Below are 23,908 nucleotides of genomic sequence, written 5' to 3' on the forward strand. Positions count from 1 at the left end.
TACTCATCCCCCTAATTGAGTTTATGCAAAGCTGCACGCGCTGCTTCTTGTTCCGCAGCTTTTTTATTATGTCCTTTGCCTTGTGATAATACTTTACCATTAACTACCAGTTGAACGGTAAATCGTGACGGCATTTGTTCTTCTTTTATCACTTCGTACTCAATTTTTACTGGACCATCTTGTTGTAAAAATTCTTGCAAATCAGTTTTATAATCGCGAGAGGCATCAAATTTACCCGCATCAATCAATGGAAAAACCGTCAAACTCAAAAAGTGTTCAACTGCATCCATGCCCTGATCAAGAAAAAGGGCACCGTTGAAAGCTTCAAATACATCTTCCAAAAGTGTCTTGCGTGAACGAGCACCTGCTTTTTCTTCACCATGACCTAGATTTATTTCTGCTGGAAAGCCAAATTTTTGAGCGAATTCAGCGAAGCCTTCGGTATCAACAATGTTAGACCTCATGCGAGTCAATTCGCCTTCATTTAGCTGAGGAAAGTTGCGGTATAAATAATCTGAAATAGCCAATTCAAGTACTGCATCGCCTAAGAATTCAAGCTTTTCGTAATCACGCACGCCATCTCCTGGGTGTTCGTTGGCGTATGAAGAGTGAGTGAAAGCTTCTTCTAATAATTTTGGGCTATTAAATCTAATTTTATATTTTGTTTTTAATTGATTAATAAATTTCGTACTGACCATCTTTTCAACCCCTTTTTCTTTATAAATTATACCAGTTTTTGTAAGCGAAAATGAAAAAGAAAACTATTACACAGACTTTATGCAATAGTTTTCTTAAATTCTAACTATTTATCTTTACTTGGCATATGCAACATTACCCCAAAGGATGTGGCCGTTATTCATTTTCGATGGCTTTTGCGAAAAACCCGTTAACTCACTATTAACAGCATCAATTTGGTAAGTGTTATAAGTTGGAACCACATAAGCCTGGTCATTCATGTACTTTTGCCATTCATGGAATTTATCAAGCCGATATTGGTGATTAAAGGCTTTTTGCGAATCCATTTCTTGTAATAATTTAGTGTTTTCAGGAGTAACAAACCGTGAGTAATTTTGAATTGATCCTTGACCGTATAACTGTTCTGCCGATGGCTCCGAAGATAACATCCAACCACCAAGGAAAACATCGACCTTAGGATCATCATGTTGAACTTTATCATAGAATGAATTGAATTCACTAAGACGGCCACCGATCAACTTTACATTTAAGCCAGCTTTTGCCCATTGTTGAATATAGTTTTGAACGATCGGTTCATCAATTGGCGTATTGCCTTTGGCGAGTAAATTAATTGTTAAAGGCTTGCCTTCTGGCGTAGTCCGCCATTTACCCTTCTTTTTATAACCAGCTTTATCCAAAATCTGATTGGCTTTCTTCAAGTTAAACGAATAGCCATTGTTATCTTTCGCAAAATAATCACCAAATTGTTCAGGAATCAAAGTTGGCACTTGGAAACTCAAGCCATCTGTATAGTGCTTATAAACAGAATCAGTGTTTAGCGCGTACGCCATTGCTTGCCGAAGTGACTTATCACTCATTTTAGCTTTAGGATTCATGACGTTTTTAGAGGTCTTATTATCCCACTTGCCGACCTTGAAAGCCATGTAAAAATAGGCTAATGGGACTTTAGCCACGAAGGTAATCTTTTTGGTATCTTTGACTTCCTTCCACTGACTATTAACCACCCTCGCAACATCAAACTTATGACTCTTGATTGCCTGCGAAGCTGATTTGGTCGTAATTACTTGAATAATAATTTTATCTAGCTTTGGCTTACCTCGCCAGTAGTATTTATTAGGTACCCACGTAACTGCTTGGCCACGAACAACTTTTTGCGCTCTGTATGGCCCAAAGTAAAGTGGCTTCTCACGCACCTTGTCAGAGGACTCTAACTTGTCAAATGGAATATCCTTCAAGTAGTGATATGGTGCTGCACTTTCCAATAAGTAGCCATTACCGCTGTTATACATGCCAGGTTTTAATTCCTTACAGTGAATTACCACTTTCAGTCCATTTTCACCATCTGGCATCTCGATTCCAGAAATGGCTTTAGCTTTACCATCACGGTAAGCCTCTAGTCCATCAATAATGGCATACTGCGATGAATATCGTTGCGACTTAGTCGCCTTATTTGCCAAGATTTCATATGCATATTCTATGTCTTTAGCTGTAACCTGTTTACCATCAGACCACTTAACGCCCTTTTTGATCGTAATCGTTGCTGTTTTAGCTTTACGATCGAGCTTTAAGGTTGCTGGGCCTTTATCATTAATTTTGTAATTATCATCTGTATCAAAAAGCGACTCTTGACCGGGACTAGAAACATCTGCACTTGGTTGATCATTTTGCAATTCATCTAGAAAGACCCCAGTAAACGGCGTATCTGACTCAAGTGCTACCTTAATCGTTCCGCCTTGCTTGGCCGCTTTGTTCGCCGTTTCAACAGGAAACTTGTCGGCCTTTTTAGCACCTTCATTACTATTATTATTACTCTTGCCACAGGCTACCAAAGTTAAGGCAGTTGCAGAAACAACTCCTAATGAGCCTAGAAATTTACCTTTTTTCATAAAACAAGTTTCTCCTTTTTTTTAAAAATATGTAATTAAGTGTTTGAAACAAGCTAATAAATAAATATTAGCAGAAAAAATTAAAAAATCAATATATTTGTTAATTTTTAATTCATTATTTTGTATTATTATTCGCTATATTTTAATTTTATTTACATAAAGACAACAAATACCCCTTATTTATGAGCTTTATTTTTAAAACTTGTTTAAAATCAAAACTTGATTACTATGAGAGCGAGCATATAGTTTAACAAGGCTAAATCTTGATTATTCAGACGAATACCGCCGCATCACGATTAACAAACAAAAACCAGCTTAACAAAAAAACGTTAGGGTGATTAACCCTAACGCTTTTAAATATTTTTCGCAAAAAAACCGGTAAATTACTAATTAAATTTAACAGTTTTATTTAGCAAAAGCAACTTGGTACCATAATTGATGACCATTGTTTAATTTCGATGGTTTCAATGAGTAGCCAGTAATCTTACTATTAACAGCATCGATTTGGTATTCATTATAAGTTGGAATGACATAAGCTTCATCATTCATGTATTTTTGCCATTCGTGGAACTTATCAACACGGTATTTATGGTCAAAGGCCTTTTGTGAGTCCATATCCTTAATGAGCTTCGTATTTTCTGGAGTTACAAAACGTGAGTAATTGGACATTGTCCCTTCACTATACATTTGCTCTTGAGATGGTTCTGTTGAGAGTGTCCAGCCAGCTAAAAATACATCAACCTTAGGATCATCATGTTGCACTTTATCATAGAAAGAATTGAATTCAGTTAATCGACCACCGACTAGCTTAACGTTTAACCCAATCTTGTTCCATTGTTGAATAAAGTTTTGAGCAATTGGTTGGTTAATTGCTTGACCTGATTTGGCCATAAAGTTAATTGTCAGTGGTTTACCATCAGGAGTAGTACGCCACTTACCCTTTTTCTTATAACCGGCTTTATCCAAAAGTTGGTTGGCTTTCTTTATGTTATAAGTATAACCTTTGGCATTCTTATCGAAGTAATCGCCAAATTGTGCAGGAATCAAAGTTGGAACTTGGAAGCTTAAGCCATCAGTATAATGCTTGTATACCGCATCAGTGTTCATTGCATAAGCCATCGCTTGCCGTAATGATTTGTTATTCATCTTAGCTTTAGGATTCATGACGTTCTTAGACTTTTTAGCGTCCCATTTACCTACTTTAAAGCCCATATAATTATATGCTAATGGTACTTGGGCAACAAAGGTAACATCGCTAGTACCCTTTACTTGTTTCCATTGGTTATTGATTACACGAGCAATATCAAACTTATGACTCTTAATTGCTTGCGAAGCAGAATTTGGTGAAATTACTTGGTAAATAATCTTATCTAATTTTGGCTTACCACGCCAGTAATATTTATTTGGAACCCAGGTTACAGATTGACCACGATTAATTTTCTGCACTTTATATGGACCAAAATACAAAGGTCTCTTTCTGATTTGATCAGAAGCTTCTAGTTTAGAAAATGGAATATCTTTTAAATAATGATATGGTGCGGCGTTTTCCCAAATATAACCGTTACCACTGTAATACATGCCTGGCTTCAATTCCTGGCAGTGTAATACTGCAACGCGACCGTTTTCACCATCAGGCATTTCAATCCCAGAAATAGTCTTGGCTTTACCTTCGTGGTATTCTTTCATACCATTAATTATATTAAATTGAGATGCATAACGTTGTGATTTAGTTGCCTTATTGGCAATAATTTCATATGCATATTCAATATCTTTGGCCGTTACTTGCTTACCGTCAGACCATCTTACGCCCTTTTTAATTGTAATCGTAGCGGTTTTAGCTTTACGATCAAGTTTCAAGGTAGCAGGACCTTTATCATTAATCTTGTAGTGATCATCTGTATCAAATAATGATTCTTGACCAGGACTTGAAACATCAGCGTCGGGTTGACTCATCTGTAATTCATCATTAAAGATACCTGTGAAAGGAGTATCAGTTTCTTCTGCAACCCTAAGTGTACCTCCTTGTTTCGCAGTCTTAGTTTTAGTTTCGATTGGAAACTTGCTTGCAGTTTTTGCACCTTCATTACTAGTATTGCTACTCTTACCGCAGGCTACTAATGTTAAAGCAGCAGCTGAAACAACTCCCAGCGAACCTAAAAATTTACCTTTTTTCATAAAACGAGTTTCTCCTTCTTAATAATTAATTTTTAATAGTGTTCGAAACAAGTTAATAATTAAATAATATCATTATAAATGAAAATTGCAACAGAATGATTAATTTAAGCTTAATTTTGAATACTTTTTGTCTTTTATATTTTTAATCAAACAAAAAACTCGAAATAATTTCGAGTTTTTAAAATCTTATTTTACATATGCAACTTTAAACCATTGTTGATTACTGTCTGATGGTTTAACCGAATATCCTGTCAGTTTACTATTAACTGCTGTAATCTCGTAAGAGTTATTAGTTGGAACAACAAAAGCTTGTTCGTTCATATATTCTTGCCACTTATGGAATTGTTCAACACGGTATTTATGATCAAATGCTTTTTGTGAATCGATATTCTTTAGCAATTTAGTATTCTCAGGTGTAACAACTCTACCAAAATTAAATGGTGCACCTTCGGTATATAAGTCTGCTGGAGATGGTTCTGAAGACAAACTCCATGATGCCATGTACATGTCAATTCCAGGAGCATCATTTTGCAGTTTATCGTAAAATGAATTAATCTCAGTTAAGCGCCCATTATATAAACTTACATTTAAACCAATTTTATGCCATTGCTGGATGTAATTTTGATAAATAGGTTCTTTCGTAGCATCTCCCTGCATAGCTAGAAACTTAATTTTCAGTGGCTTACCGTTAGGCTGAACACGCCACTTACCCTTCTTTTTATAGCCAGCTTTATCCAAAATTTCATTGGCCTTTTTCAGATCATAAGGATATCCTTTAACATTTTTATCAAAGTAATCACCGAATGGAGCAGGAATTAAAGTTGGAATCCTAAAGGTGAGGCTGCTATTATATTTTTTATTAACATCATCAAGATTCATAGCATAAGCAATTGCCTGGCGTAAAGCTTTATTGTTCATTTTCGCTTTAGAATCCATTACATTTTTGCCCTTTTTGGCATCCCATTTACCTACCTTAAAACCAAGGTATGAATATGCTAAAGGAATCTTAGCTACGAAATTAGTGTTTTTTGCGTCTTTAACTTGCTTCCATTGTGAGTTAATGACTGCTGCAACATCAAATTTTTGACTTTTAATTGCTTGGGAAGTTGAATTGTTTGAAACTACCTGACAAACAATCTTGTCTAATTTCGGCTTGCCACGCCAATAATATTTGTTTGGTGACCAAGTTACTGACTGACCACGAACCACTTTATCTACCTTATATGGGCCAAAGAACAATGGCTTCTTCCGAACTTGATCTGATGACTCTAGCATACTGAATCGTACCTTTTTCAAATAGTGATATGGCTCGGCAGTCTCACTAAAATAGCCATTACCACTATTATACATTCCTGGTTTTAATTCATCATAGTGAATAACTATTGTGCGTCCATTTTCACCATCCGGCATTTCTAAGCCCGAAATTGTTTTGGCTTTGCCATCATGATACTCTTTCATACCCTTAATTGAAGCAATTGAACTAGTATATCTCTGTGATTTAGTTGCTTTATTAGCCATGATTTCATACGGATATTCTAGATCCTTAGCAACAACTTGCTTGCCGTCAGACCACTTAACACCCTTTTTAACCGTAATTGTGACTGTATTGTTTTTACGATCAATTTTCATGGTCGCAGGACCTTTATCGTTGATTCGATAATCATCATCAACATCAAATAAGGCTTCATTACCAGGAGAGGCGACATCGAAATCTGTTTTCGTAGTATATAGTTCATTAGCAAAAATTCCCGTAAAAGGTGAATCTGTTTCAATAGCATATTTTACTGTTCCACCCTGTTTAGCTTCCTTTTTTGCTACTTCGGCTGGGAACTTACTTGCTTTTTTAGAATCATCAGTATTAGCCGAATTACTGCCTTTGCCACAGGCTACTAAAGTAAGTGCAGCAGCTGAAACTACTCCTAGCGAACCTAAAAATTTAACTTTTTTCATAAACGAGTTTCTCCTTCTTAATAATTAATTTTTAATAGTGTTCGAAACAAGTTAATAATTAAATAATATCATTATTAATGAGAAATGCAACCAAATTATTAATATAATTTTAATATTAAATATTTTTATTTAAATAAAAACTCGAAATAATTTCGAGTTTTAAAATCTTATTTTACATATGCAACTTTAAACCATTTATCGTTAAGATCTGATGGTTTAACCGAGTATCCAGTAATCTTACCGTTAACTGCAGTAATTTGATATGAATTAGTCATCGGAATGCAGTATGCTTCTTCATTCATATATTCTTGCCACTTGTGGAATTGTTCAACGCGGTATTTATGATCAAATGCCTTTTCTGAATCAATTGCATTAAGTAGTTTAGTATTTTCTGGTGTGACAAATCTAGTCATATCAAATGGCGCGCCCTCACCATATAAGTCATTTGGTGACGGTTCACTTGACAAGGACCAAGCTCCCGTAAACATATCGATTTCGGGATCGTCATTTTGAACTTTATCAACATAAGAATTAAATTCAATCAATCGATTGTTAATCAAACTGACATTTAAGCCAATTTTATGCCATTGTTGAATATAATTTTGTGTAATTGGTTCCTTACTTGGATCTGAACCCTCACTAACCAAAATTTTGATTTTTAACGGTTTACCGTTTGGCTGAACCCGCCATTTGCCTTTCTTCTTATAACCAGCTTTGTCTAGCAGTTCATTTGCTTTCTTAAGGTTATAATCGTAGCCTTTGGCATCCTTATCAAAGTAGTCACCAAATTGAGCCGGAATCAAAGTTGGTATTTGGAAAGTCAGGCCACCAGTATAGCGTTTGGTTGCCTGTGAAATATTCATGGCATACGCAATAGCTTTACGCAAAGATTTATTATTCATCTTGGCGTTCGGGTTCATGACGTTTTTACCCTTTTTAGCATCCCATTTACCAACCTTAAAGCCAAGGTATGAATATTCCAAAGGAATTTTAGCAACAAAGTTTACGCCTTTAGTATCTTTTACCTGTTTCCATTGTGAGTTAATTACACGTGCAACGTCAAATCTTTGACTCTTAATTGCTTGAGAGGCGGATTTAGTAGAAACTACCTGGCAAATAACCTTGTTTAACTTTGGTTTACCACGCCAGTAATATTTGTTAGGTGACCAAGTTACTGATTGACCACGAACCACTTTATCTACCTTGTATGGGCCAAAGAACATCGGCTTTTTCCGAATTTGATCTGATGATTCCAGCTTACTGAATGGTACATTTTTCAAGTAGTGATATGGTTGGGCATTTTCACTAAAGTAACCATTACCACTATTATACATACCTGGCTTTAATTTATCGTAGTGAATAATTAATTTACGACCATTTTCACCATCTGGCATTTCTAAGCCAGAAATAGTTTTAGCTTTACCATCATGATACTCTTTCATCCCCTTAATTGAGGCAATCGAACTAGTATATCTTTGCGATTTGGTCGCTTTATTGGCCATAATTTCATAAGAAAATTCCAGATCTTTAGCAACAACTTGCTTGCCATCAGACCACTTAACGCCCTTCTTAACCATAATTGTGATTGTATTGTTTTTACGGTCAAGTTTCATGGTAGCTGGGCCTTTGTCATTGATTCGATAATCGTCATCAACATCAAATAAGCCCTCAAGACCAGGTTCCATAACGTCCACATCGGTCTGGGTTGTGGTTAATTCACTAGCAAAAATACCGGTAAAGGGTGTATCCGTTTCGATAGCTTGCTTAACCGTCCCGCCTTCCTTGGTGGACTTGTTTGGTACTACAGGGGAAAATTTGCTAGCTTGCTTAGTATCATCGGTATTAGCCGAATTACCGCCTTTGCCACAGGCTACTAAAGTTAGCGCAGCTGCACTAACTACACCAAGTGACCCCCAAAATTTTGCACTTTTCATAATTTAACTCCTTCTAATTTCACGCTGGTAATATTTGAAACAAGTTAATGATTAAATATTAACATACAAAATTAGTATATCAATAAAAATATTAGTTTTTATTTAATTTATTTTTTAATCTATATTAAGATAGTATTTGATTTTGCTATTTTAGTGCTACTATTATCATTTAACATAGCCAACTTGGTACCATAATGGATGATCATTATTAGATTCAGACGGTTTAAGAGAATATCCAGTAAGACAATCATTAACAGCATAAATTTTATATGCATTGTACATTGGAATAACGTAAGCGTCTTTAAACATGTACTCTTGCCACTCATGAAATTTTTGCACACGATATTTGTGGTTAAATGCTTTTTCTGAGTCTATCTCATCAATTAGTTTATTGTTTTCAGCAGTAACAAATCTAGTATAGTTTGCCGGACCACCCTCACTATATAAACCATTAGGCGACGGCTCATTTGAAAGTCCCCATGCAGCCATAAACATATCAACCGACTGATCATCATTTTGAACTTTATCGTAGAACGAGTTTATTTCAGTTAGCCTACCATTGAGCAAACCAACATTTAAACCAATTTTATGCCACTGCTGAATATAATTTTGTACAATCGGTTCCTGCGTTGCAGCTCCTGACATGGCCAAAAGGTTGATTTTTAATGGTTTGCCATTAGGTTGAACACGCCATTTACCTTTTTTCTTATATCCGGCCTTATCCAAAAGTTCATTTGCTTTGTTTAAATTGTACGTAAAACCTTTGACATTAGGATCATAGAAGTCACCAAATTGTTTGGGAATTAAAGTTGGAATCTGAAAACTTAAGCCATTAGTGTAGCGCTTATTAACCGCAGCAATATTCATTGCATAGCCAATTGCCTGCCGCAATGACCTATTATTCATCTTGCTATTAGGATTCATGACGTTTTTGCCTTTTTTAGCATCCCATTTTCCCACTTTGAAGCCTAAATAGCTGTAATACAACGGGATTTGCGCAATGAATTTAACTTTTTCGGTATTTTTTACCTCTTTCCATTGCGAATTAACTACCTGAACAATATCAAACTTATGCGATTTAATCGCTTGCGAAGCAGAATTAGGTGAAACTACTTGATAAACAATTTTGGCTAACTTCGGCTTTCCTCGCCAATAAAATTTATTGGGGATCCATGTCACTGATTGACCGCGAACCAATTTGGCTAATTTATAAGGGCCAAAATAAAGTGGCTTTTTTCTAATCTTATCTGAAGACTCGAGCTTATTAAATGGAACGTCCTTTAAATAATGGTAAGGCGCAGCAGACTCAACGTAGTAATCATTGCCGCTAAATGACATCCCGGGTTTTAACGATGAAAAATGTAAAATCATCCGTAACCCATTATCACCATCTGGCAATTCAATTCCTGAAATAGTTTTTGCTTTACCCTCATGATATTCTTTCAGTCCTTTAAGGACCTCCAGCTTAGTCGAATACCTCTGTGCCTTTGTTTTTTTATTGCCTAAAATTTCATAAGGATACTCAAGATCTTTAGCTGTTACCTGCTTGCCATCTGACCATTTAACGCCTTTTTTTAACGTAATCGTAATTGTCTTATTTTTTTGATTAATCTTAATGGTTGCTGGTCCCTTATCATTTATTTTATGGTAATCATCCGTATCAAATAGTGATTCAGCACCTGGTGAAGCTATCTGTGCATCAAAAGAAGTTGTAGCTAATTGATCAGAAAAAATACCAGTAAAAGGTGTATCAGTTTCTAAAGCTACCTTAACTGTTCCTCCTTGTTTAGCGGCTTTCTTAGGCATAGAACTAGGAAATTTACTTGCTGTCTTTGCATCATTACTATTACTTTGATTACTTTTACCACAGGCAACTAAGGTTAAAGCAGCCATGCTGACAATACCAACCGAACCGATAGTTTTTAATTTGGTCATTATACTACACTCCTTTTTAATTATAATTAACTATTTATTAAATATTACCATATTTAAAGCTATAAATATAATTTTACTTTAATTTATGCAAAAAAATACTTCTAAAACTAGTTTTTTCTAGTTCTAGAAGTATCTTGTACTTAATCTTATTTGCTTAATTACTTAATAAAGCCAACCTTATACCATAATTGATGACCATTCGAATTGTCTGATGGCTTAGTTGAATACCCAGTTAGTTTATTATTAACTGCAATCACTTTATAAGAGTTATCCAATGGTAAAACATAAGCTTGATCATTCATGTATTCTTGCCATTGATGGAATTTTTCTACCCGATAACTATGATTAAAGGACTTTTGCGAATCAATCTCATTTAAAAGCTTATTATTTTTAGACGTTGCGAAGCGAGAATAATTCATAGGTGAAGACTCACCATACATTGAAGCTGGTGATGGCTCACTAGCTAAACTCCAGCCTGCCATATAAATGTCCACTTGTGGGTCATCATTTTGAATCTTATCATAAAATGAATTAAACTCCGTTAATCGGCCACCAAGCAATTTTACATTCAAGCCAATCTTTTGCCATTGTTGGATATAATTTTGAACCGTTGGTTCTTGAGCTGAACTTCCTGTCATTGCCATGAAGTTAATAGTTAATGGCTTGCCATTAGGTTGAACACGCCACTTACCCTTCTTCTTGTAGCCAGCTTTATCTAAAAGTTGATTGGCTTTCTTTAAATTATAATTGTATCCTTTAGCATCCTTGTCAAAATAATCGCCAAATTGAGCTGGAATTAGGGTTGGAATTCTAAAGCTTAAGCCGGAAGTATAATGTTGGTCAACAGAATCAACGTTAACTGCATAACCCATTGCCTGCCGTAGAGCTTTATTATTCATTTTTGCATTAGGATTCATCACATTTTTATCTTGCTTAGCATCCCATTTACCAACTTTAAAACCAATGTAGTGATATGCGAGAGGAATTTGTGCAACAAAGTTTACGCCTTTAGTGTCCTTAACCTCATTCCATTGGTCATTAACAACTTCAGCGACATCAAACTTGCGACTCTTGATACCTTGTGAAATTGAATTTTGTGAAATAACTTGTGAAACAATTTTATCTAGTTTTGGTTTACCACGCCAATAATATTTATTCGGAACCCAAGTTACAGATTGTCCACGAACAATTTTTTCAACTTTATACGGTCCAAAATATAATGGCTTCTTTCTAATTTGGTCAGAAGATTGTAATTTCTCAAATGGAATATTCTTAAGGTAATGATATGGAGCTGCACTTTCCCAGAAATAACCGTTACCACTGTATAACATTCCAGGCTTCATTTCTTTAAAATGTAAAACAACCGTACGACCATTATCACCATCAGGCATTTCAATTCCAGAAATTGTCTTTGATTTGCCTTGATGGTATTCTTTTACGCCTTCAATTTCTTCCAGTTGACTACTATATCTCTGTGCCTTTGTCTTTTTATTAGCAAGAATTTCATATGGATATTCAAGATCCTTAGCGGTCACTTGCTTACCATCGGACCATTTAACACCTTTTTTAACGGTAATTGTGATAGTTTTAGCATTACGGTCAAGCTTCATTGTAGCTGGACCTTTGTTAGTAATCTTATAACTATCATCAGTATCAAATAATGATTCTTCTCCTGGCTCAGCTACTGAGCTATCTATCGCCGTTGTAGAAAGTTCGTCAGAAAAAACACCTGTAAATGGTGTATCAGTCTTAATAGCATACTTCAAAGTACCACCCTGCTTGGTCTCTTTAACAGGTACTGCTTGAGGGAATTTACTTGCCGTCTTAGCATTTTGGTTATTAGCAGTATTGCTATTTTTGCCACAGGCTACCAAAGTCAACGCTGCAGCTGAAGCAATACCTGCTGCGCGAAGAATTTTTGTCTTATTCATATTATTAAAACTCCTATCTAAATAATGAATAATCCCGTGTGTTCTTGGAATAAGCTAATAATTATATTTTAGCATAAGTTAGTTTAAGTTCAAATGCTTATCATTTCATAAACATTAATGTATAGATAAATTAAAATTAACATTCTAATTAAATCCAAAAAAATAACTTCGTTTAATGACGAAGTTATTTTTAATATTAAGTTAGTTTTCTCTTTGTCTTGCATCACCAGCACGCTGGAATGCACGTCCAACATAGTTAACACTCAATGAAATTGCTAACAACATGACCGTAGCAGGTAGCCAAAGCCAAGGCCGACTTACAACGTTAACCGGATCGTTAGCAAAACCAATTAAGGTACCTAGTGAAGGAACTGTTGATGGCAAACCGTAGCCAATAAAGGAAAGTGTTGTTTCAATACCAATGTTACTTGCGATTGCTAAAACCACATCAATAATAACCATTGAGGTAATATTCGGCAAAACTTCGCGGAACATAATCTTTAAATCTGATGAACCTGAGGTTTTCGAAGCAAGAACATAATCTCTTCCACGTTGAGATAGGACGAACGCTCTAAAGTATCTCGCTGTAGTTGTCCAACCGAACATTGAGATAATCCATACTAAACTCACAGGACTATAATGCGGAATAACACTTACTAAAACAATTTCAATTGGCATAGCAGGTAAAACTTGAACAAAGTCAACTATTCTCATGATAATTGCATCGACATAACCGCCGTAATAACCAGAAACTAAGCCAACTACCAAACCAACAATTTCACAGACAGCAGTAACACCTAAACCAATCAAGATGGAGTTACGTCCACCCATGATTAGAAGGTTAACAATATCACGACCACCATCATCAGTGCCGAACAGATGACCGTTCATGCCCCATCCCATATAGGCATCAATAATATTTGTTTCTGTTACCTTTTCAGAATTTAAGAATAATGATCCTCCAAAAGTAAATAAGAGAATTAAAACAATAATGATAAATGCGGTAAGTGCAATTTTATCTTTGACAATTTCTCTAACTACTACCTTAAAACTTGAAGCAGGAGAAGAAACTTTTTTCTTTTTTACTTCTTGAGTTGAAGTGTTTTCTTTCTTTTCAGACATTTCTTTTCCTCCTTACTTAATTCTGATTCTTGGATCAACGATACTCATAATAATATCTGACAAAAGATTTCCGAGTAAAGTAAGGATACCAAAGATTAAAATCAATGCCGTCAAAGTGGTGTAATCACGTTGTCCAATTGAATCTAGGAATAGTTTACCCATTCCTGGGTAACTGAACACTGATTCTACAACCATTGAACCACTTAAAAGACCAGTAATAACTGTACCTATTGATGACGCAATTGGTAATAACGAGTTACGTAAAATATGTTTGTTGAAAACAACATTTTCGGGAACACCCTTACTGTGAGCGGTCCGAACGTAATCTTCGACTTTATTATCAACGATTCCTGTTCTCAGATACTGTACAATTGATGTCGTTGTTATCAATGCAACAAGACAAGCAGGCAAGATAATGTGATAAATTTGACTGCCTAAAGTACCCCAGAAGCCAGAAGCGTTAGGTGAAACTGATCCAGAAATTGGGAACCATCCTAGCGTAAAACCAAATAACCAAATTCCTAAAATGTAAAAGACAAATGGTGGCACGGCAAAAGTAACGTAGTTAAAAATTTGAACTGCTTGATCTTGCCATTGATCTTGGTGACGTCCTGCAGTAACTCCCAAAGGAATAGAAATGCAGTAACTAAGAATAGTAGTCAACATTGCAAGCCAAAAAGTATTTACAGCACGATCAGCAATTAAAGAAGTAACTGGCACGTGTTGAATGTAACTGGTCCCAAGGTCGCCCTTAAATAAATTGCCAACCCAACGTCCATATTGAACTGGAGCTGGATCATAAAGACCTGCCGCTCTCTTCAATGCTTCAAGTTGCTTTGGATCAGTATTCGGATTGATTTGACCAGTAAATGGGTCACCCGGCATCATTTTAGCCAAGAAGAAGACTAAGATACTCAAGATAATCAATTGAGGAATCATAATTAATATACGTCTTAAGACTGTTTTCCACATTATTAGTCTCTCCCCTTTTCGTTTAATTCTTCTCGCTGAAGTTCATCTTTAGGTAATGCAACCCAGTGCTTTCCGGACACTTGTTGAAGTGGGAAGACACGACCGTCTTTATCATACCATTTACTTTGATCATTCTGAAATTCTTGTTCAACTTCTTCACGATGCTTCTTATGTTCTTCACGGTGCTCAACATCTACAACCGGAATCGCAGAAAGTAAACGTTTGGTGTAAATGTGAATTGGATGATTATAGATATCTTCACGGGTACCAATTTCAACTAGTCGTCCACGGTGCATAATTGCCAAGTTCTCAGACATGTGCTTAACAACACCTAAGTCGTGCGAAATAAATAAATATGCAATGTTGTACTGCTGTTGAATATGTTTCATGAAGTTCAAAACTTGCGCCTGAACCGACAAGTCCAAAGCACTCGTTGGTTCATCGGCAACGATCAGCCTTGGATTTGTTGCAACAGCACGAGCAACACCAATTCTTTGTCTCTGACCACCTGAAAATTCATGTGGGTACTTGTAGATAGCATCACTTGGCATACCAACGATATCTAATAATTCTTGTACTCGATCACGTTCTTGATCTGTAGTCAAATTTTCAAAGTTACGAATTGGTTCAGCAATGATGTCTTCAATTCGTTTTCTAGGATTCAAACTTGACATTGAATCTTGGAAAATCATCTGGACATCTTTGTTGTAATCAAGCTTTTTTCTATTCTTTGATTTAGTAATATCAACATCTTTATAAATGATTTGACCACTAGTTACTGGTTCTACACCAACTATTGCCTTACCTGTCGTTGATTTACCCGATCCTGATTCACCAATTAAGCCATAAGTTTCACCTTCATTAATGGTAATACTTACGTCATCAACGGCACGAACATAATCTGTTATTCTGTTCCAAAAACCTGATCTAATTGGGTAATGCACCTTTAAATTTTTAACTTGAATAATTTCTTTAGCCATAATTACTCCCCACTTGCTTCAGCATCTTGAAAGTGGAACGTCTTCCAGCACGTGCATCTTACCCAGTGTCCTGGTTCAACTTCATGCATGACTGGATCTTTTTCGTGCGCACTTGCTGGAATCCATGGGATTCTAGCCGCAAAACGATCACCTTCACGCGGCATATTTTGCAATGAAGGAACAGTTCCATGAATAACGTGTAAATCCTCATCCTCATCTTCAGATTGAGGCATTGAATTTAAAAGTGAGCGAGTATAAGGGTGAAGTGGATGCTCAAAAATAGTCTTAACATCGGCTTTTTCAACTACTTGACCAGCATACATAACAGCAACTTGGTCAGCAGTTTCAGCAACAACACCCAAATCATGAGTAATTAAAATAATACCAGAATGTGACTGACGTTGAATATCTTCTAGCAAGTCCAAAATTTGGGCCTGAATAGTAACATCCAAAGCAGTAGTTGGTTCATCAGCAATAATAATTTCTGGCTTACATGCAATTGCCATCGCAATAACGATCCGTTGACGCAAACCACCTGAAAGCTCAAATGGATACATTGAATAAGTTTCTTCAGGCTTAGGCATACCAACTTGATTAAAAAGTTCAATTACCCGAGCATGACGCTCTTTTTCATTCATATCCGTATGATAATAAAGCGTTTCGGCAACTTGATCGCCAACTCGCATTAATGGGTTTAAACTTGCAAGAGGATCTTGGAAGATCATTCCGATCTTATTACCACGAATCTTATCAAACAAGGTTTCATTTAAACCTACGAGATTCAATTCATTATATAAAATATCACCAGTTACTTTTGTATTTTTATGGTCATACAGACCAATTATACTTGCAGCTATTGTACTCTTACCACAGCCAGATTCACCTACGACTGATAAAATTTCATCACGCTTCAGAGTTATATTAATATCATCGGCAGCATCATAAAATTTTCCTTGTAATCGGTAAGCAGTATGCAAATGCTGGATATCTAGCAAGAGATCACTTTGTTTTTCCAAAGGCCATTCCCCTCTCAAATTTTCAACAGATTTATTAAAGATACTTAATAAATTTATTTAATTTCTAATTATATACATCAAATCGGCTACATGCAAATGCCAAATCAATATTTTAGAAATTATTTTTGGTGAGCTGCAATATAATTAACCGCATCTCCCACTGTTTTTATTTTCTCAGCATCTTCATCTGAAATTTCTGAGCCAAATTCATCTTCAAGCTGCAAGATGAATTCAACAAGATCAATTGAATCTGCATCCAAATCATTGGTAAAATTGGTTTCCTTTGTAATTTTATCTTTATCAACTTCAAAATTGTCTGCCAAAATATCTCTAATCTTGGTAAAAATTTCTTCTTCGGTCATCATTTCTTCTCCTTGTTACTATTAGTTAATTCCGTTAGTTTTTAACCGCAAATTCGCTTCTAAATTCTCCGATAATATTTTCTTTTAGTATTTTATCAATTTGCTTAATCGTAAAGTAAACTGCTCGTTGATCTGAACGGCCATGCGTCTTAACTACTGGAGCATCAACTCCAAGTAAAACTGCTCCGCCATATTTATCAACGTCAAACTTAGAAACCAATCCCTTCAATGCCTTTTTAATTAATAAAGCTCCAATTTTAACCATAAAACCACTATTTAGCAACTTATCTTTTAATAAATGGATTAAAACAGAAGATGTGCCTTCAATATTTTTTAAAACTGCATTTCCAGTAAAGCCATCAGTTGCAACTACATCGGCCTTGCCTTCCAAAAGTTCATTGCCTTCAATGTTACCAACAAAGTTAAGGTCACTATCGAGTAGCAATTGATAAGCAGATTGATGCAAATCGTCTCCCTTATCGCTTTCTGAACCATTATTAAGAAGGGCAACGCGCGGATTTTTGACACCCCGTACTTTTTCTGCATAATACGATGCCATTTTAGCCCAAGTTAAAAGGTATTCAGGTTTGCTTTTAGCATTAGCACCAACATCAATCATGTTAAAGCCATCATCCGAATTTTTAACCGGTAACGTAGGCATAAACCCTGGTCGTGCTATACCTTTAATTCGTCCAATAATGAAAATACCACAAGCAAGAATTGAACCCGTATTTCCTAAAGACAACAAAGCATCTGCTTTGCCTTGCTTCACAAATTGTGCAGCAACGACTAAAGACGAATCTTTTTTAGTCCTTATTGCTTTTACTGGTTCATCCTCATCATTAATGATTTCGGATGTTGCTACAATTTCAATCCGATCTTGATCAGAGCCAACCAGTTTTCTGATTTTTTTTTGGTCACCAAATAAAATAAATTTAGTGTCGGTTAATTCAGCCTTTGCTTGCAAAACGGCTTGGACAATAGCTTTGGGGGCATTCTCGCCACCCATTGCATCAACTGCAATTGTTCTCATTTGTCACCACAATCTTTTCTAAGTACGTTCTTGCTGTAATTGTTTATATTCTAGCACTTGTTGTAAATTTTTATGCGTAGAATTTGTTAAATTTGGATCTTTTTTGATTAATTCCTGTGCTTCTTTTTGCGCAACCACCAAAGTTTCATAATTATTCACTACGTTGCCGACCTGGAATTCCGGCAGACCAGACTGTGCTTTACCAAACAAATCTCCTTCACCACGCATCTTCAAATCCTCCTCGGCAAGCTTAAAACCATCCGTTGTCGAAGCGATGATTTTCATGCGTGATTTTCCTGCCTCCGTTTTAGGATCAGCCAGAAAAATACAATAACTTTGTGTGCTGCCTCGACCGATTCGACCTCGAAGTTGGTGCAATTGACTAATACCAAAGCGATCAGCATTATAGATCACCATCATATTGGCATTTGCCACGTCAACCCCTACTTCAATTACGCTGGTTGTCACTAAGATATCTATTTGACCTGCCCCAAAGGCAGCCATAATGTCCTCTTTTTTGTTGCCAGGCATTTGACCATGAAGAAGTACTACTTTTTGGTCAGGAAAATCGTGACTTAATTTTTCAAAAAGCTCTTCTGCATTTTTTAAATCCAATGCCTCAGATTCGGTAATTAACGGTGTAACTGCGTAAATCTGGAAGCCCTGCGCCAATTGCTCGCGCATCAATTGATAGACTTCCTTCATTTGGCCACTAGTTTTCCAAGAAGACTTTATTTGCTTACGACCAGCAGGCAAATGACGTATTTCAGAAACAGTGGTATCGCCGTAGACAGTTAGGGCTAATGTTCTCGGAATCGGTGTCGCGGTCATTGCCAAAACATCAGGTACATTACCTTTATTTATTAAAGTTTGCCTTTGACTGACACCAAAACGGTGCTGCTCATCAATAATGACAACCCCCAAGTTCTTAAAGATTACTTTTGCTTGAATTAAAGCGTGAGTTCCAACTACAACATTAATTGTACCATCTGTTAATTCGCGATAAATTTCCCGTCGTTCTAAAGTTTTGGTAGTCCCAGTTAATAGAGCACACCTAACTCCAAATGGTCGGAGTAACTCATCAATTTTTTTAAAATGCTGCGTGGCTAAAATTTCCGTTGGCACCATCAGAGCCGCTTGAAAACCTGCAGTAATCGCAGCATAAATGACATAAATAGCAACAATTGTCTTTCCCGAACCAACATCCCCCTGTAAAAGACGGTTCATCTGTCTAGTTGAATGAATATCAGCAAATATTTCATTGATTACCTCTTTCTGGTCAGCAGATAATTCAAATGGCAATTCTTTAGTCAGCCGGGCTATTTCAGTTAAATCATATTTTTTGGCAATACCACGATTGTGCTTATTTTGACTAGTTAATTGGTCCAATTCTGTTTGGAAAATAAAGAATTCACGAAAAATTGCACTTCTTTTTGCTAGCTGCGCTTCTCGTGCATTCTTAGGATGGTGCATCTGAACGATAATCTGTTGTTCAGAAAGCAATCTGTATTTATTTCTCAATGATTCCGGAACGATATCCTCAACTTCAGGTAAAAAATCTTCAATAGCTAAATTTATTAACTCAACAAGCTTTTTTTGCCGGATATTGCGGTTAACCGAATAAATTGGCGCCATTCCACTATCATTTTCTTTACTAGCGACAAATTTAAAGCCAGATAAGCTTTGTCTAGAAGCATTATACTTGCCATAAACAGCCACTTCTTTGCCAATTGTAATTTTGTCCTTTAACCAAGGTTGATTAAAAAAATTGACCATGACAACATCATGGTCAATTCTTATTTTAAAACTAAGTCTGCTTTTTTTATAACCAAAACGACTGACAAAAGCCTCAGTTGCTACTATTCCTTTCAGCATTACCTTTTGACCATCCATGATCTGATCAAGAGGTATCGTTTGCAGTTCATCGTAGCGAAAAGGAAAATAAAATAACAAATCATATATGCTGTAAATGCCTAAACTTCCAAGTGCAGCCGCAGTTTTTGTACCGACACCTTTTAAGTCAGTGACAGGAGCAAACAACTTCTTTGTATTCATTTTTATTCAACAGAAATCAAGAAATTGTAGACAGGTTGACCACCATTATGAATTTCAAATTCAAGATCGTCATGCTTGTTCTTAAGTGCCTCTGCAACTTGGTTAGCTTCTTCTTTGTTAGAATCCCGACCAAACATAATTGTTATGATTTCGGAATCTTCATCCAGCATTTTTTCAACCATATCAATCGTTGAATTAATCAAATCCGTTTCCGCAACCTGAATGTCACCGTCAATGATGCCGAGATAGTCATTTTCATGAATCTCTACACCATTAATTGTCGTATCACGGTTCGCCTTAGTCACTTCACCAGAAACAACATCTTCTAAAGCATCTGTCATGCTCTCAACGTTATCGTCAAGAGAATCATCAGCATCAAAGGAAAGCATTGCAGTCAGACCTTGTGAAATAGTTTTAGTTGGAACAATGCCAACAGGTATATCACTTACTTCAGCAGCCTGCTTAGCGGCCATCACGATATTGCCATTATTTGGTAAAACAATCGCCTTCTTAGCACCAGATTTTTTAATTGCGTCAATAATGTCTTGGGTAGATGGGTTCATCGTCTGACCACCAGAAATAATTCTATTGACTCCTTCGCTTTCAAACAGCTTACGAATGCCGTTACCTGAAGCAACAGCAATTACAGCAAAATCAACACTTTCTTGCTCTTCTTCACTGATATTAACGATTGTCTCGTGCTGAATCCGCATATTGTCAATCTTAATTTTACCTAGTTGGCCAAATTGCTTGCCGTATTCAAAGACAGCACCTGGATGCTCAGTATGAATATGGACTTTAGCAACTTCATCATCGGAAACGGCCAATAAAGAATCACCTATTTGTGACAAGTGCGCTCTAAATTCTTCAAGGTCAAAAGTTTTTTTATTAGGAACATCAGCAGTCAAGTCAACCATGATTTCCGTACAATAACCATTAGCTATATCTTGAGTAGATAGTTGGGATTGAACTGATTGGTGGTGCATGGCATTAATCATTTCATCCATTTCACCTTCATCAGGCTGATAACGATCAGCAAAGTTTTCTCCTAATAAACCTTCTAAGAAACCTTCATAAATGAAGAGCAAGCCTTGACCACCTGAATCAACCACCCCAACTTGTTTTAAGACTGGTAATAAATCAGGGGTCGTCTTAAGAGCAGCTTTTGCCCCCTCTACAATTGCCTTCATTACTTCTTCAACATCGTCAGTTTCATTGGCCTTATTAGCACCTTCTTGGGCAGCAACCCGGGCAACAGTTAGAATAGTCCCTTCAACAGGTTTCATAACAGCCTTGTATGCAGTTGCAACACCATTTGAAAAAGCATTTGCAAGCTCTTGAGCATTTAAAGTTTTCATGCCTTGGGTAGCTTTATAAACACCCCTAAAGAGTTGTGAAGAAATGACCCCACTGTTGCCGCGAGCACCCATTAACATTCCCTTGGCAAGACTTTCAGTTAAGTCGCCAACACTTGTACTAGTATTTTCACTAACAGCTTTCGCGCCGCTTTCAATAGTCAAATTCATATTAGTACCAGTGTCTCCATCCGGAACTGGGAAAACGTTCAAGGAGTTAATAAACTCTGCGTTACGTCCAAGTCGATGCGTGGCCACACGAACCATATCTCTAAACTTTTTACTATCTATTTCCTTTAAAACCAATATTCTTACCCTCCGCTTGAGTTATTCATCAAGCACTTTAACACTTTGAACGATGACATTAACAGCTTTCGTATCAATTCCAAGTTGATTCTTCAAATTGAACTTGACGCTAGTTTGTACGTTACGGCTAACTTCTGAAATTTTTAGTCCGTAACCAACAATTATATAAACATCAACCGTAATTTTATTATCTTCTGACTTAACAACAACACCACGTTTATAATTTGCTCGATTTAGAATTCCATCAAAACCGTCTCGAATAGCATTCTTTGATGCCATCCCGACAACGCCATAATTGGATGTAGCTGCACTACCAACGACAATTGCAATTACTCCATTAGAAATGTCAATCAAGCCATCTTTTGTTTTGATTTTAACAGCCATGTTTATCCTCCGTATCATTGTTCTCAATATTATGAATCTATTTTATCATAGTAATCAAGTATTAATGCAAAATTCCATTTATAAAAAATACTTTTACGGTTGCAAAGATCTTAAGGATATGCTATCTTAGTTTAGTATGAAAACACAAATAAAGGAGGTTTAGCAAATGGCAAAAGATTATATAACTGGTAAAAAGACCACTTTCGGCAACACGCGTTCACATTCTTTGAATTCATCACGTCGTACCTGGAAGCCAAACCTTCAAAAAGTTCGTATTCTTGTTGATGGTAAACCAAAGCGTGTATGGGTTTCAACTAAGACTTTGAAGTCTGGTAAAGTAACTCGTGCGTAATAACGATAAAAACTGGCAGATTTATCTGTCAGTTTTTTATTTTATAAATTAAACATAAAAAACCATTTTTCTTTTTATTGAGCTGATAACAAATGCTAATTAAATTGAAAAATGGTTTTTTGCTAAATATTTTGGTAGCGATCAAGGTCTTTTGACTGTATAACGGCTAAAACACCTTGATCACAAGCCAGATTAAATGTCTCACTTGCCGGTAAAAACTCGTTTGAGCCAAAAGAAACGGGTATGGGACTGTTGTAACCAGTTAAATGATACTTTGCCCCACTGATATTTAAATTTTGAACAGGCGTTAAGTTAATAACACCAAAATACTTATAGCCGGGTAATTTTTTTACGGTATAAGTTCCAGGCCGATAAAATTGAATTTCATTTTGCTGATCGACGATTGCTATTTTTTCCGTATAAGCACTAAATTCTGGTTTTAATACCATCAGTAAGTTATTCATAAAATGATCAAGACGGCCACCAGTCGATCCAAAGAGGGTTAAAAACTCTGCCCCGTAATCTTCAAACGCATATCTAATCATTAATTCAGTATCAGTCAGATCCTTTTCAGGTACCGAATAGCGGATATCTGCCACTGTTTGCTCTATTTGCGAAAGTTCCTGCGGCTTTAAAGAATCAAAATCTCCAACTGCTAAATCTGGCTTTAAGTCCAATTCCCGCAACAAGATGCTGCCCCGATCAACGCCAATCAAAAACTCGCCATTTTGCCCAGCTTGCTTTAACAGTGCCGTCAAATCAGTTGGCCATTGATCCTTCGGCGCACCCAATAACGCTATTGCTTTCATCATTCATCAATACTCTGTCTTAATTTAGTAATTTGCTGGGGTATGCTGTCTTGACAGAAAAGATATGAACCGGCAACAAAAATTTCCGCACCAGCCTTTTTAGTTAGCTGTGCCGTTTCATCATTAATTCCACCGTCTACTTCGATTGGAACATTATCGCCAATAATTTTCTTGGCTTCTTCAATCTTAGAACATGATTCGGAAATAAACTTTTGTCCGCCAAAGCCCGGATATACGGTCATAATCAGAACTTGATCAATTAAAGCACTATATTTAGCCAAGACAGAAACTGGAGTATCAGGGTTTAAGACCAGTCCCACTTTAACTTTACTTGCATGCAAAAATGCAATCCATTTGCTTAAATCTTCTTCATTAATTGCTTCATAGTGAAGCAGAATAAGATCAGCTCCTGCCTTAATAAATGCTGGAACAAGATCATCTGGATTATCACTCATCAGATGGACTTCTGCTTCCAGATCAGGGAAAGCTTTCTTAAAGTCGCTAACTACCTGAGGTCCAAGTGACAAATTAGGAACAAAATGGCCATCCATGATATCAATGTGAAAGCGAGTTATTCCTGCATCTGCAGCAACTTGGATGTCTTTAATCAAATCTAAATTATTAATGTTTAAAATCGAAGGTGCAATCAAAATTA

Annotated in this window: 19 protein-coding genes; 1 reads left to right on the forward strand and 18 read right to left on the reverse strand. The window is 36.3% G+C overall.

The window, feature by feature from the left end:
* Positions 1-11: 11 nt before the first annotated feature.
* The 16 genes from rnc to GYM71_RS06100 form a co-directional block, all read right to left on the reverse strand.
* Positions 12-698 (reverse strand): ribonuclease III, encoded by a 687-nt coding sequence (gene rnc / locus GYM71_RS06025; protein ID WP_103751786.1) that lies wholly within the window; start codon positions 696-698, stop codon positions 12-14.
* Between the two features lie 114 nt (positions 699-812).
* The gene (locus tag GYM71_RS06030; protein WP_220219816.1) at positions 813-2,582 is read right to left on the reverse strand and encodes an oligopeptide ABC transporter substrate-binding protein; all 1,770 of its coding nucleotides are present in this window, start codon (positions 2,580-2,582) and stop codon (positions 813-815) included.
* Between the two features lie 405 nt (positions 2,583-2,987).
* Positions 2,988-4,757, reverse strand: coding sequence for an oligopeptide ABC transporter substrate-binding protein (locus GYM71_RS06035; RefSeq protein ID WP_220219817.1), 1,770 nt, complete (start codon positions 4,755-4,757; stop codon positions 2,988-2,990).
* A 186-nt stretch (positions 4,758-4,943) separates the two neighbouring features.
* Positions 4,944-6,707 (reverse strand): oligopeptide ABC transporter substrate-binding protein, encoded by a 1,764-nt coding sequence (locus GYM71_RS06040; protein WP_220219818.1) that lies wholly within the window; start codon positions 6,705-6,707, stop codon positions 4,944-4,946.
* A gap of 167 nt (positions 6,708-6,874) precedes the next feature.
* Positions 6,875-8,641, reverse strand: a complete 1,767-nt coding sequence (locus GYM71_RS06045) for an oligopeptide ABC transporter substrate-binding protein (protein ID WP_220219819.1) — start codon at positions 8,639-8,641, stop codon at positions 6,875-6,877.
* A gap of 165 nt (positions 8,642-8,806) precedes the next feature.
* Entirely contained in the window at positions 8,807-10,576 is a 1,770-nt protein-coding gene (locus tag GYM71_RS06050; RefSeq protein ID WP_220219820.1) for an oligopeptide ABC transporter substrate-binding protein, read from the reverse strand.
* A 158-nt stretch (positions 10,577-10,734) separates the two neighbouring features.
* Entirely contained in the window at positions 10,735-12,507 is a 1,773-nt protein-coding gene (locus GYM71_RS06055; RefSeq protein ID WP_220219821.1) for an oligopeptide ABC transporter substrate-binding protein, read from the reverse strand.
* A 201-nt stretch (positions 12,508-12,708) separates the two neighbouring features.
* On the reverse strand, positions 12,709-13,629 hold the full coding sequence (locus GYM71_RS06060; protein ID WP_103751792.1) for an ABC transporter permease: 921 nt from the start codon (positions 13,627-13,629) through the stop codon (positions 12,709-12,711).
* 12 nt (positions 13,630-13,641) lie between these two features.
* Positions 13,642-14,601, reverse strand: a complete 960-nt coding sequence (gene opp4B / locus GYM71_RS06065) for an oligopeptide ABC transporter permease (protein WP_103751793.1) — start codon at positions 14,599-14,601, stop codon at positions 13,642-13,644.
* Positions 14,602-14,603: 2 nt separating this feature from the next.
* A complete protein-coding gene (locus GYM71_RS06070) occupies positions 14,604-15,581 on the reverse strand; it encodes an ATP-binding cassette domain-containing protein (RefSeq protein ID WP_103751794.1) in 978 nt (325 codons plus the stop codon).
* A 2-nt stretch (positions 15,582-15,583) separates the two neighbouring features.
* Positions 15,584-16,597, reverse strand: a complete 1,014-nt coding sequence (locus GYM71_RS06075; protein ID WP_103751795.1) for an ABC transporter ATP-binding protein — start codon at positions 16,595-16,597, stop codon at positions 15,584-15,586.
* A 119-nt stretch (positions 16,598-16,716) separates the two neighbouring features.
* A complete protein-coding gene (gene acpP, locus GYM71_RS06080) occupies positions 16,717-16,959 on the reverse strand; it encodes an acyl carrier protein (protein ID WP_103751796.1) in 243 nt (80 codons plus the stop codon).
* A gap of 34 nt (positions 16,960-16,993) precedes the next feature.
* Positions 16,994-17,992, reverse strand: coding sequence for a phosphate acyltransferase PlsX (gene plsX / locus GYM71_RS06085; RefSeq protein ID WP_220219822.1), 999 nt, complete (start codon positions 17,990-17,992; stop codon positions 16,994-16,996).
* An 18-nt stretch (positions 17,993-18,010) separates the two neighbouring features.
* Positions 18,011-20,047, reverse strand: a complete 2,037-nt coding sequence (gene recG, locus GYM71_RS06090; protein WP_220219823.1) for an ATP-dependent DNA helicase RecG — start codon at positions 20,045-20,047, stop codon at positions 18,011-18,013.
* Positions 20,048-20,049: 2 nt separating this feature from the next.
* Complete coding sequence (locus GYM71_RS06095) at positions 20,050-21,708, reverse strand: DAK2 domain-containing protein (RefSeq protein WP_220219824.1); 1,659 nt, start codon at positions 21,706-21,708, stop codon at positions 20,050-20,052.
* 21 nt (positions 21,709-21,729) lie between these two features.
* Positions 21,730-22,092 carry an Asp23/Gls24 family envelope stress response protein gene (locus tag GYM71_RS06100; RefSeq protein ID WP_103751800.1) on the reverse strand — a complete coding sequence of 121 codons (363 nt, stop codon included), beginning with the start codon at positions 22,090-22,092 and terminating at the stop codon, positions 21,730-21,732.
* A 166-nt stretch (positions 22,093-22,258) separates the two neighbouring features.
* Between GYM71_RS06100 and rpmB the strand changes: the two genes are divergently transcribed.
* Positions 22,259-22,444 carry a 50S ribosomal protein L28 gene (gene rpmB, locus GYM71_RS06105; protein WP_046307139.1) on the forward strand — a complete coding sequence of 62 codons (186 nt, stop codon included), beginning with the start codon at positions 22,259-22,261 and terminating at the stop codon, positions 22,442-22,444.
* A gap of 122 nt (positions 22,445-22,566) precedes the next feature.
* Here the strand turns inward: rpmB and GYM71_RS06110 are convergent, their stop codons facing one another.
* Together GYM71_RS06110 and rpe are read right to left on the reverse strand one after the other, a co-directional pair.
* A complete protein-coding gene (locus GYM71_RS06110) occupies positions 22,567-23,253 on the reverse strand; it encodes a thiamine diphosphokinase (protein ID WP_220221187.1) in 687 nt (228 codons plus the stop codon).
* A complete protein-coding gene (rpe, locus tag GYM71_RS06115) occupies positions 23,253-23,906 on the reverse strand; it encodes a ribulose-phosphate 3-epimerase (RefSeq protein WP_220221188.1) in 654 nt (217 codons plus the stop codon). The genes GYM71_RS06110 and rpe overlap by 1 nt, the downstream gene beginning before the upstream one ends.
* Positions 23,907-23,908: the final 2 nt, after the last annotated feature.

The sequence above is a fragment of the Lactobacillus panisapium genome, assembly GCF_019469265.1.
Classification (GTDB): Bacteria; Bacillota; Bacilli; order Lactobacillales; family Lactobacillaceae; genus Lactobacillus; species Lactobacillus panisapium.

Bases quoted from the DNA above. Each gene is read 5' to 3' on its own strand.
- rpmB (WP_046307139.1), top strand. From the start codon at position 22,259: ATGGCAAAAGATTATATAACTGGTAAAAAGACCACTTTCGGCAACACG.
- GYM71_RS06045 (WP_220219819.1), bottom strand. From the start codon at position 8,641: ATGAAAAGTGCAAAATTTTGGGGGTCACTTGGTGTAGTTAGTGCAGCT.
- GYM71_RS06100 (WP_103751800.1), bottom strand. From the start codon at position 22,092: ATGGCTGTTAAAATCAAAACAAAAGATGGCTTGATTGACATTTCTAAT.
- plsX (WP_220219822.1), bottom strand. From the start codon at position 17,992: ATGAGAACAATTGCAGTTGATGCAATGGGTGGCGAGAATGCCCCCAAA.
- GYM71_RS06070 (WP_103751794.1), bottom strand. From the start codon at position 15,581: ATGGCTAAAGAAATTATTCAAGTTAAAAATTTAAAGGTGCATTACCCA.
- GYM71_RS06050 (WP_220219820.1), bottom strand. From the start codon at position 10,576: ATGACCAAATTAAAAACTATCGGTTCGGTTGGTATTGTCAGCATGGCT.
- GYM71_RS06035 (WP_220219817.1), bottom strand. From the start codon at position 4,757: ATGAAAAAAGGTAAATTTTTAGGTTCGCTGGGAGTTGTTTCAGCTGCT.
- acpP (WP_103751796.1), bottom strand. From the start codon at position 16,959: ATGACCGAAGAAGAAATTTTTACCAAGATTAGAGATATTTTGGCAGAC.
- GYM71_RS06110 (WP_220221187.1), bottom strand. From the start codon at position 23,253: ATGAAAGCAATAGCGTTATTGGGTGCGCCGAAGGATCAATGGCCAACT.
- GYM71_RS06030 (WP_220219816.1), bottom strand. From the start codon at position 2,582: ATGAAAAAAGGTAAATTTCTAGGCTCATTAGGAGTTGTTTCTGCAACT.
- GYM71_RS06040 (WP_220219818.1), bottom strand. From the start codon at position 6,707: ATGAAAAAAGTTAAATTTTTAGGTTCGCTAGGAGTAGTTTCAGCTGCT.
- opp4B (WP_103751793.1), bottom strand. From the start codon at position 14,601: ATGTGGAAAACAGTCTTAAGACGTATATTAATTATGATTCCTCAATTG.
- recG (WP_220219823.1), bottom strand. From the start codon at position 20,047: ATGAATACAAAGAAGTTGTTTGCTCCTGTCACTGACTTAAAAGGTGTC.
- GYM71_RS06055 (WP_220219821.1), bottom strand. From the start codon at position 12,507: ATGAATAAGACAAAAATTCTTCGCGCAGCAGGTATTGCTTCAGCTGCA.
- rnc (WP_103751786.1), bottom strand. From the start codon at position 698: ATGGTCAGTACGAAATTTATTAATCAATTAAAAACAAAATATAAAATT.
- GYM71_RS06060 (WP_103751792.1), bottom strand. From the start codon at position 13,629: ATGTCTGAAAAGAAAGAAAACACTTCAACTCAAGAAGTAAAAAAGAAA.